Genomic DNA, 8,989 nt, shown 5'->3' on the forward strand with positions numbered 1-8,989 from the left:
AGGCCCGCCTCCAGCAGCAGGACGCGCCGCGCGGGATCCTCAGACAGCCGAGCCGCAACGGCAGCGCCAGCGGAGCCGCCGCCGACAACAATGACATCGTACATCGCGTTATTTCTCGACATTCCAGAACACCGGGATGGCGGACGGTATCAGACCGCGCAACGTCGCGCGATAGGCGGCGGGCTGCGCGAACTGGCCCCACGGAATTCCGGGAGCCTGATCGTACATGACGGCCTGGATCTCGCCCGCGATCTTCTTGCGGTCCTCCTCGGCCGGCGCCTTGGCGAAAGCTTCCGTCAAGGGCGTGATGCGCTGATCGCATTGCCAGCCGGTGAAGTCGGCGCAGTTGAAGGCAACCATGACATTGGTCAGCGGCGAACCCAGATCGAAGCCGCCAGCATGAACGCCATAGACGCTCCAGCCTTCCTTTTTGGCGCGGCGCGCCAGCACGCTCGCCCAATCCATCACCTGCAGATCGACGTTGAAGCCGGCAGCCTTCAGCCGCTCCGCAAGCACCTGCGCCGAGACGCGCGGCGCTTCGAGATCGTTGGCCTGCATGACGACGACGGGCTCGCCGGCATATTTGGTCGCCTTCAGTGCAGCCTTCGCCGCTTCGATCGAGGGCTTGGCGGCCGCTTCGGCGCCGGCCTTGCTCTCATAGGTGGTGCCGCAGGTGAAGAACGTCGCGCAAGGCGTGGCGTATTTGGTATCGAGCCCGAGCGCATCCAGCACCTCGCGCTGATCGACCAGCTTCCACAGCACGCGCCGGATCGCGGGATCGTCGAACGGTTTCGACGCCGCGTTGAGACGGTAGGCGCCCGCGAACATGTTGCCGCCTGTGAAGTTGACGAGCTTGACGCGCGAATTCTTCTCCATCTGCGGCAGCAGATCGAACGGCGCGTATTGCATGAAGTCGATCTCGCCGGCCTGCAATGCGGACGCCGCGGTCGATCCGTCGGGAATGACGCGGATCTCGAGCGTGTCGACGTTGACGCGCTTGCCGCCGGCGAGGAAGTCGGCTGGCTCGGGGCGCGGCACATAGTCGGCGAATTTCTTCAGGATCATGCGGTCGCCGGTGCGGTGATCGGCCTTGCTGTAGACGAAAGGGCCCGAGCCGACGATCTCGGTGATGCGCTGATCGCCGGGCGTCTTCGCGATCCGCTCAGGCATCATGAAGGCGACGGGGCTGACGGGATTGCCGAGCGCGTCGATGACGAGACCGGACGGCTCCTTCAAGGTCAGCACGAAGGTCTTGGCATCGGTCGGCTCGAGCGACGCCGTGATCGCGAAGATGCGGCGGCCGAGCGCGCTGCGGGTGCCCCAGCGGCGCAGCGAGGCCACGCAATCGGCGGCCGTAACAGGCTGACCGTCGTGCCACTTCAGGCCGTCGCGCAGCGTGAATGTGTAGGTCAAGTTGTCGGGCGAGACCTTCCAGTCCTGCACCATCTGAGGTTTGACATCGCCCTTGGAATCCTTCGCAAACAGCGTATCGAACACCATGTAGCCAAACGTGCGCGAAATGTAGGCCGTGGAGAAATGCGGATCGAGGGTGACGATTTCCGCCTCGAGCACTGCGACGAGATTGCCCGCCGCATGCGCGGGCGCTGCGGCCAGCGCGAGGCCGAGCAGCGCAGGGACGAAAGACTTGAGTTTGAACATTAGTTTCTTCTTGCCTTGGCGAAACGGTTACGGTCGCCAGCAAAAGGCAATGTTCGTGCCCACACGGCAGAAGGACGTATGCGCACACGGCTATCAGCCGCGCGTTTGCGGGATGCGCACTTCTGGGTTTGAGTGCGACTCCATCGCATCCCCAGCAATGACGGTGGGGAGATAGGCGTGCACCACGCTCTCCCGCGCCCTCTACACAGCGCAACGCTACTTCAGTGGTGCGCTGCTGAGCCGGGGCCCATGTCTCCGAGCAAACCCTGCCGCGTGGGTCCCGGCTCTGCGCAGCAGCGTTGCACGCTGCAGCGCGTCCGGGACACAAGGGCAACTACCCGATCACCTTGCCGAACTTGTTCGACTTCGGGAAACCCTTCGGCGGCAGGCGGCCGGCGTCGGCGCGGGTGCCTCGCCACTCGGCGAGCTCCTTCATGGTCGTGGAGAACTCGCGACCGGCAGAATCCTTCCAGGTCAGGCCTGCCTTGGCCTCGAACACGACGACGTCGGAGAGGCCGCCGTCCTTGTATTTCTGCAGGCGCACGCCGCGGCCGCGGGCCATCTCCGGCACCTGGTCGAGCGGGAAGACGAGCATCTTGCGGTTCTCGCCGATGACCGCGACGGTGTCGCCCTGCACTTCGGTAACGGTGCGCGCCTCGTTCGGCATGTCGACGTTGAGAACCTGCTTGCCCTTCTTGGTGGTGCCGACGCAATCGTCCTCGTTGACGACGAAGCCCTGGCCCTCGTGGCTCGCGACCAGGAATTTGCGCCCGCCCTTGTTGACGAACAGAGTGACCGGCGCGGCCTCCGGCTCGAGATCGATGAACTGGCGGATCGGCTCGCCGTGACCGCGGCCGCCGGGAAGCTTCGCGACATCGAGCGAGTAGAACTTGCCGTTGGTGGCGAACATCAGCAGCTTCGAGGTGGTCTCCGCGAAGAAGGCGAAGCCGAGCTTGTCGTCCTGCTTGAAGGCGAGCCCAGAGAGGTCCTCGACATGGCCTTTCATGGTGCGGATCCAGCCCTTGTCGGAGACGACGACGGTGACCGGCTCGCGTTCGACGAAGGCTTCCTCGATCGCGGCCAGATCGTGCTCGGGCGCATCGGCGAAGGTGGTGCGGCGCTTGCCGAGCGGCGTCTTCGGCCCGAACATGTCGCGGACCTTGCCGACCTGCTCGCCGACCTTCTTCCACTGCTCGGATTCGGAGGCCAGCACCGCGTTGATGCCCTTGAGCTCGGCACGGAGATTCTTATCCTCGGTGCGGATCTCCATTTCCTCGAGCTTGCGCAAGCTGCGCAGGCGCATGTTGAGGATCGCCTCGGCCTGCACCTCGGTGAGCTTGAACGCCTTCATCAGCGCCGGCTTCGGCTCGTCCTCGTTGCGGATGATCCTGATCACCTCGTCGATGTTCAGATAGGCGATCAGGAAGCCGCCGAGCACCTCCAGCCGGTGTTCGATCTGCGCCTTGCGGTAATTGCTGCGCCGGATCAGCACGTCGCGCAGATGGTCGAGCCATTCGCGCAGGCACTCCGCGAGCCCCACCACCTTGGGCACCTTGCCCTTGATCAGAACGTTGAGGTTCAGCGGAATCTTGTTTTCGAGCTCGGTCAGACGGAACAGCGATTCCATCATCAGCGCCGGATCGACGTTCTTCGACTTCGGCTCGATCACGATGCGGACGTCTTCGGCCGACTCGTCCCTGATGTCGCCGACCAGCGGCAGCTTCTTCTGGTCGAGCAGCTCGGCGACCTTCTCGATCAGGCGCGACTTCTGCACCAGAAAGGGAATCTCGGTGACGACGACGACCCAGGAGCCCCGCGCGCCCTCCTCCTGCTCCCACCTGGCGCGAACGCGGAACGAGCCGCGGCCGGTGGTGTAAGCTTCAGCGATGGCCTGCTTGGAATCGACGCAGATGCCGCCGGTCGGGAAGTCCGGGCCCTTCACCCACTTCATCAACGCCTTGGATTTGGCGTCGGGCTTCTCGATCAGATGCAGCGCGGCGTCGCAAAGCTCGGCGGCGTTGTGCGGCGGGATCGAGGTCGCCATGCCGACCGCGATGCCTTGCGCGCCGTTGGCGAGCAGGTTCGGGAAGCCGCCGGGCAGCACGACCGGCTCCTTCGACTGGCCGTCGTAATTGGCGCGGAACTCGACGCCGTCCTCGTCGATGCCCTCGAGCAGAAGCCGCGCGACGTCGGTCATGCGCGCTTCGGTGTAGCGGTAGGCGGCGGGGTTATCGCCGTCGATATTGCCGAAATTGCCCTGGCCGTCGACCAGCGGATAGCGCGAGGAGAAATCCTGCGCGAGGCGCACCATGGCGTCGTAGATCGCCTGGTCGCCGTGCGGATGGAACGAGCCCATCACGTCGCCGACGATTTTGGCGGATTTCTTGAAGGCCGTGCCGGGATCGAGCCTGAGCAGGCGCATGCCGTAGAGGATGCGCCGGTGGACCGGCTTCAGGCCGTCGCGCGCGTCGGGCAGCGCACGATGCATGATGGTGGAGAGCGCATAGGCGAGATAGCGCTCTTCCAGCGCTTCACGCAGCGGCACTTCGTGGATTTCGGCCGGCTCTTGCGGCGGAATCAATCGTTTTCCCATGCCGCCCGGTTAAACCGTGGAAGCGAATCGGGCAAGGATGGATTGGTTCCCTGTGGGCGGCCTACTGGCCTGCCCAGCCGGCTGTCACGGTCTCGGTTTTGGCCTGAGCCGGCGCCGGCCCATTGGTCAGACAACGCCGGGCGGCTTCGATTTCAGCCTCCGTCGCCCCCTTTGACCGCGCCCATGTCTCTGCGGCCGCAGCGGAATATTTGGCCACATAGTACCGGACGACGGTGCACGACGCCCGGCGAAACACGCCGGGTTGCGGCTCGCCGGCCATTGCATCAGGCGCAAACGCGAGCAGCGCCGCGGACAAGGCGAATCCCCTGATCAACATTTAGGCTGTCCCCGTTGTGGAACCTCAGGGCGAACTCGAAGGCCCCAATTTCGTTCCGGGGGAACTCCATTTTGAGGAACAAGGCAGAGTCCCGCTGCGCTCATGGCGCCGGGATCGCCGCCCTCGCCTGCTGCCGTATCAGGGCATTGATGAAGCCCGCGCGCGCGTCGGAATGGCCCTGCCCGCGCGGCTCCAGCACATGGCGCAGCAGGAACAGGCCGGTGAGCCGAAAGCCGTCCTGGAGATCCTGCTCGGTGAGGTCGCTTGCGGTTTCGCCCTGGCGCAGAAACGGCGGCAGGCGCAACAGGCGGTCACGCCACGGCTCGCCCGCGCCGCGCGACACCGCGCCGCCGGATTTCGGCGAAACATAGATCAGGTCGGTGGTCTCGCCGGTCACCGCACAGTTGTCCAGCGCCAGGCCGAAGCCGAGCTCGGCGAGCATCGCCAGCTCGAAATGGATGACGTGGACGGCGGCGCCGCCGATATCGTCGAAATCGTCGAGCGAATGCTCGAGCAGTGCGAAGATCTCCTCGTGCGGATCGCGCTCCGGCAGCAGCCGCGCAATCGAGGCGAGATGGGTGACGCCGTAGACACCATGGGATGATCCCAGCAAAGTGGCCGCGCGCAGCTTCAGGCCTTCAACGGCATAGGTGCCGAGATGCTCGTCGAGCCGTGCCCGCCACACCACACTGACGCTGTTGCCCGGCTGGAGCAGCGGCCGCATCCGCGAGCCGGCGCCACCGCGCACGAGGCCGAGATGCCGGCCATGCGCGCGCGTCAAGAGCTCGACGATGGCGCTGCTCTCGCCATGCCGCCGCACGCCCAGCACGATGCCTTCGTCGGTCCATTCCATGGGGTGAAGTGTAACGCAATTTGAGCGATCGTAGGGTGGGCAAAGCGAAGCGTGCCCACCAATTTGATCCAATGCGCGCCAGCGATTGCGGTGGGCACAGCGCGCAAGGGCGCGCCTTTGCCCACCCTACCGCACCTAATCCACCCTGCGCGCCATTAGGCGTTGAACCAGCCTTGCGCGTCGCCGGTGAAGGAGAAATACAGGCCCATCGTCGTCAGCGCACAGGACACGATCTCGATGGCGCTGTCGAGCTCCATGCCCTTCTCCCCGATGATCTGGCCGAGCGAGATCACCGTCAGCACGAGGGCTGCCGCCAGCACCCAGCGTGGCCAATTCTTGCGATGGTGCGCGGCCAGCCGGACGAAGTAGACCAGGAGCAGGATCATGCCGCCGGCGAGCAAAGTCCCCGTCATGATCATCTGCTCGGTCATCTCCGCATTGGGCGTGCGGTCCTGCACCGCAACGGACAAGGCGTCCAGCATCAACGATGCATAGAGCAGCGCTTCAAAGCGCCGGACGTTGCTGGGCACGCTCATCGGATACCGATCTGTTCTTGGTTATTCCCTGGGAAAGTCCAGGCCCATCTCGCGGTAGCGATCGGGATCGTCGCCCCAGTTCTCGCGCACCTTGACGAACAGGAACAGATGCACCGGCACGTCCAGGATCTGCATCAGCTCCTTGCGCGAGTCCGCGCCGATCGACTTGATGGTGGCGCCGCCCTTGCCGAGCACGATCTTGCGCTGGCTTTCGCGCTCGACGAAGATCGTCTGCTCGATCCGCACCGACTTGTCCTTGCGCTCCTCCCATTTGTCGGTCTCGACCGTGGACTGGTAGGGCAATTCCTGGTGCAGCTTCTGATAGATTTTTTCGCGCGTGATCTCGGCCGCCAGCTGCCGCATCGGCGCGTCCGACATCTGGTCCTCGGGATAGAGGAACGGTCCCGGCGGCACCATCTCTGAAAGCGTCGTGCGGATGTCGTCGACGCCATCGCCCGAGATCGCCGCAATCATGAAGGTCCGCGCGAACTTCATGCGCTCGTTGGCGGCCTGCGCCAGCGCCAAGAGCTTCTCGCGCTGGACCAGGTCGACCTTGTTGATGACCAGGATCTTCTCGTGTTTCACGCTGGCGACCTTGGTGAGGATCGCCTCGGCCTCTTCGTCGATCCCGGCCTTGGCATCCAGCAGCACGCAGACGAGATCGGCGTCATGCGCCCCGCTCCAGGCGGTCGAGACCATGGCGCGGTCGAGCCGGCGCTTGGGCAGAAAGATACCGGGCGTGTCGACCAGGATGATCTGCGCGTTGTTCTCGATGACGATGCCGCGGATCAGCGCGCGCGTGGTCTGCACCTTGCGCGAGACGATCGTGACCTTGGCCCCGACCAGCGCATTGACCAGCGTGGACTTGCCGACGTTCGGCGCGCCGATGAGCGCAACGAAGCCGCAGCGCGTCGCAGTGGGCGTCTCGCCGCTTGCTTCAGCCGTCATTGCCGCCGCCGACGCCTTCACGTTCGATCATCACCGAAGCTGCCACCTTCTCTGCTGCGCGCTTGCTGCCGCCGATGCCTTCGGCCGGCGCGAGGCCCGGCAGATCCACCGCGACGCGGAATTGCGGATCGTGATGCGGGCCGGTGCGCTCGACCTCGCGGTAAACCGGCGTCGGCAGCCCCTTGCCCTGCGCCCATTCCTGCAACACGGTCTTGGGATCGCGCAAGGGACGGCGTGGCTTGTGCATGCGCTCGGTCCAGTTACGTTTGACGAACTCGGACGCAGCCGCGTAGCCGCCATCGAGGAAGACAGCGCCGATCACGGCCTCACAGATGTCGCCGAGCACCGACTTGCGCAGGCGCGCGTCGGCGCTGGGGCCGACCGAGCCCAGCTTTACGTCGTCGAGCAGACCGAGCGACTTGGCGACGTCGGCGCAGCTTTCCTTGCGCACGAGCTCGGCAAGGCGCTTGGACAGCTCGCCCTCATCAGCGTTCGGGAAGGCGTGATAGAGCATGTCGGAGACGACGAGCCCGAGCACGTGGTCGCCAAGGAATTCCAGCCGCTGATAGCTGTCGCCGCGCTTGCGCCCGGACTTCAGCGCCGAGACATGCGTGATCCCCTGCATCAGGAGGTTCGGGTCAGTGAAGCTGTAGCCGATGCGCGCCTCGAGCGCCGCGTTGGCATCGCTGCCCTTGGCCTTGCGGCTCCGCGTCCGCTTCTTCTTCGCGGGCGCCTTGGCTTCAGGAGCCTTGGTTTCAGGGGTTTTGGTTTCAGGAGTCTTGGTCGCAAGGCTCTTGGTCGCAGCTTCGCCGTCGGGGCCTGCTTGGGCCTCCGTTGATTGGATCGCGATGTCCTTGGCTTCGTCTTTCATCGGACAATTTTGAAGAAGCGATTCCAGCGCACCGCCCACGGCCAGCGCCAGAACATCCAGGCATGCTCGCCTTCGGCGATGGAGAAGAAGATCATCTGGGCGCGGCCGATCAGATTCTCCTGCGGCACATAGCCGACCTGGCCGAGGAAGCGGCTATCGGTGGAGTTATCGCGGTTGTCGCCCATCATGAAGAAATGGCCTGATGGCACGGTGTAGACGTTGGTGTTGTCAACATAGCCGTTGTCGGCGCAGTCCAGCGTCTCATAGGACACGCCGTTCGGCAGCGTTTCCTTCCAGCGCTTCACCCGGGAGATGCCGCCGCCTTCCGAGCCGCAGGGTTCCTCTCCGACATATTCGCTCATCCGCTGCCGCTCGACCGGCGTGTCGTTGATGTAGAGCAGCCCGTCCCGCATCTGGATGCGGTCGCCGGGAAGGCCGATCACGCGCTTGATGTAGTCGGTGGAATCGTCCTTCGGCAGGCGAAACACGACGATGTCACCGCGGCTCGGGTCCGAGCCCCAGATGCGCCCGGAGAACAGCGGCGGCGAGAATGGAATCGAATAATGGCTATAGCCGTAGGAATATTTCGAGACGAACAGATAGTCGCCGACCAGCAGCGTCGCCTTCATCGAGCCGGACGGGATGTTGAACGGCTGGAACAGGAAGGTGCGGATCACCAGCGCGATCAGGAGAGCGTGGATCACGACCCGGATCGTTTCGCCGACGCCGCTCTCAGTTTTCGTTCCCGAAGTCACGCTCATTGCTCTCTCAATTCCGGCCGGCGATCACAGAGCGCCCTCCTCCCGCGAACGGCCCACCGGTTCGCGGCACTAGGAGATTGTCCTGATTCTGATAGTGAGGGCCAATTCCGGCGTAAAGCCGAATTCGCCCAAGCTGATTTGCGTCCGCGGACTTTTAGACGGTTGTCGGAGGTCACGCAATCAAGGATCGCGTTAAAACTTCATAAGATATTGATTTACAAAGACAATCATAAAATCCCGAGGCACGATCAGGGTTTCGGCAGCGGCACGGCGGAAATGACGACGAAGGCCTGCGCCAGCGGCCAGTCGTCGGTGATCGACAGGTCGATCCGCGCCTCGAACCCCTCCGGGGTCAGGGCCTGAAGCCGGGCCAGGGCGCCGCCGGTCAGTTGCATGGTCGGCCGCCCGCCCGGCAAGTTGACCACCCCCAT

At 64.4% G+C, this 8,989-nt stretch carries 9 protein-coding genes and 1 pseudogene; all 10 read right to left on the reverse strand.

Translation table 11 applies throughout. The features are described 5' to 3' along the window. The coding region (locus MOV74_RS22890; protein ID WP_246927294.1) for an FAD-dependent oxidoreductase at positions 1-104 on the reverse strand (104 nt) is incomplete at its 3' end. Between the two features lie 4 nt (positions 105-108). Next, complete coding sequence (locus MOV74_RS22895) at positions 109-1,659, reverse strand: ABC transporter substrate-binding protein (protein WP_246927237.1); 1,551 nt, start codon at positions 1,657-1,659, stop codon at positions 109-111. 334 nt (positions 1,660-1,993) lie between these two features. After that, positions 1,994-4,252 (reverse strand): DNA topoisomerase IV subunit A, encoded by a 2,259-nt coding sequence (parC, locus tag MOV74_RS22900; RefSeq protein ID WP_246927244.1) that lies wholly within the window; start codon positions 4,250-4,252, stop codon positions 1,994-1,996. A gap of 61 nt (positions 4,253-4,313) precedes the next feature. Beyond that, entirely contained in the window at positions 4,314-4,589 is a 276-nt protein-coding gene (locus MOV74_RS22905; RefSeq protein ID WP_246927255.1) for a hypothetical protein, read from the reverse strand. A 100-nt stretch (positions 4,590-4,689) separates the two neighbouring features. Continuing rightward, positions 4,690-5,442 carry a DNA repair protein RecO gene (gene recO, locus MOV74_RS22910; RefSeq protein WP_246927264.1) on the reverse strand — a complete coding sequence of 251 codons (753 nt, stop codon included), beginning with the start codon at positions 5,440-5,442 and terminating at the stop codon, positions 4,690-4,692. A gap of 155 nt (positions 5,443-5,597) precedes the next feature. Further along, the gene (locus MOV74_RS22915; RefSeq protein WP_246927266.1) at positions 5,598-5,978 is read right to left on the reverse strand and encodes a hypothetical protein; all 381 of its coding nucleotides are present in this window, start codon (positions 5,976-5,978) and stop codon (positions 5,598-5,600) included. A gap of 21 nt (positions 5,979-5,999) precedes the next feature. Continuing rightward, positions 6,000-6,926 carry a GTPase Era gene (gene era, locus MOV74_RS22920; protein ID WP_246927277.1) on the reverse strand — a complete coding sequence of 309 codons (927 nt, stop codon included), beginning with the start codon at positions 6,924-6,926 and terminating at the stop codon, positions 6,000-6,002. After that, a complete protein-coding gene (gene rnc / locus MOV74_RS22925; RefSeq protein WP_246927288.1) occupies positions 6,916-7,797 on the reverse strand; it encodes a ribonuclease III in 882 nt (293 codons plus the stop codon). The genes era and rnc overlap by 11 nt, the downstream gene beginning before the upstream one ends. After that, positions 7,794-8,558 (reverse strand): signal peptidase I, encoded by a 765-nt coding sequence (lepB, locus tag MOV74_RS22930; RefSeq protein ID WP_246927291.1) that lies wholly within the window; start codon positions 8,556-8,558, stop codon positions 7,794-7,796. The genes rnc and lepB overlap by 4 nt, the downstream gene beginning before the upstream one ends. A 248-nt stretch (positions 8,559-8,806) precedes the next feature. Beyond that, positions 8,807-8,989, reverse strand: a pseudogene (locus MOV74_RS22935) (holo-ACP synthase); the annotation flags it as partial.

It is taken from the genome of Bradyrhizobium sp. SHOUNA76 (assembly GCF_023006445.1).
Taxonomy (GTDB): domain Bacteria; phylum Pseudomonadota; class Alphaproteobacteria; order Rhizobiales; family Xanthobacteraceae; genus Bradyrhizobium.

Excerpts from the sequence above, each read along its gene's own strand:
- lepB (WP_246927291.1), bottom strand. The coding sequence starts at position 8,558 with ATGAGCGTGACTTCGGGAACGAAAACTGAGAGCGGCGTCGGCGAAACG.
- MOV74_RS22915 (WP_246927266.1), bottom strand. The coding sequence starts at position 5,978 with ATGAGCGTGCCCAGCAACGTCCGGCGCTTTGAAGCGCTGCTCTATGCA.
- era (WP_246927277.1), bottom strand. The coding sequence starts at position 6,926 with ATGACGGCTGAAGCAAGCGGCGAGACGCCCACTGCGACGCGCTGCGGC.
- MOV74_RS22895 (WP_246927237.1), bottom strand. The coding sequence starts at position 1,659 with ATGTTCAAACTCAAGTCTTTCGTCCCTGCGCTGCTCGGCCTCGCGCTG.
- recO (WP_246927264.1), bottom strand. The coding sequence starts at position 5,442 with ATGGAATGGACCGACGAAGGCATCGTGCTGGGCGTGCGGCGGCATGGC.
- MOV74_RS22905 (WP_246927255.1), bottom strand. The coding sequence starts at position 4,589 with ATGTTGATCAGGGGATTCGCCTTGTCCGCGGCGCTGCTCGCGTTTGCG.
- parC (WP_246927244.1), bottom strand. The coding sequence starts at position 4,252 with ATGGGAAAACGATTGATTCCGCCGCAAGAGCCGGCCGAAATCCACGAA.
- rnc (WP_246927288.1), bottom strand. The coding sequence starts at position 7,797 with ATGAAAGACGAAGCCAAGGACATCGCGATCCAATCAACGGAGGCCCAA.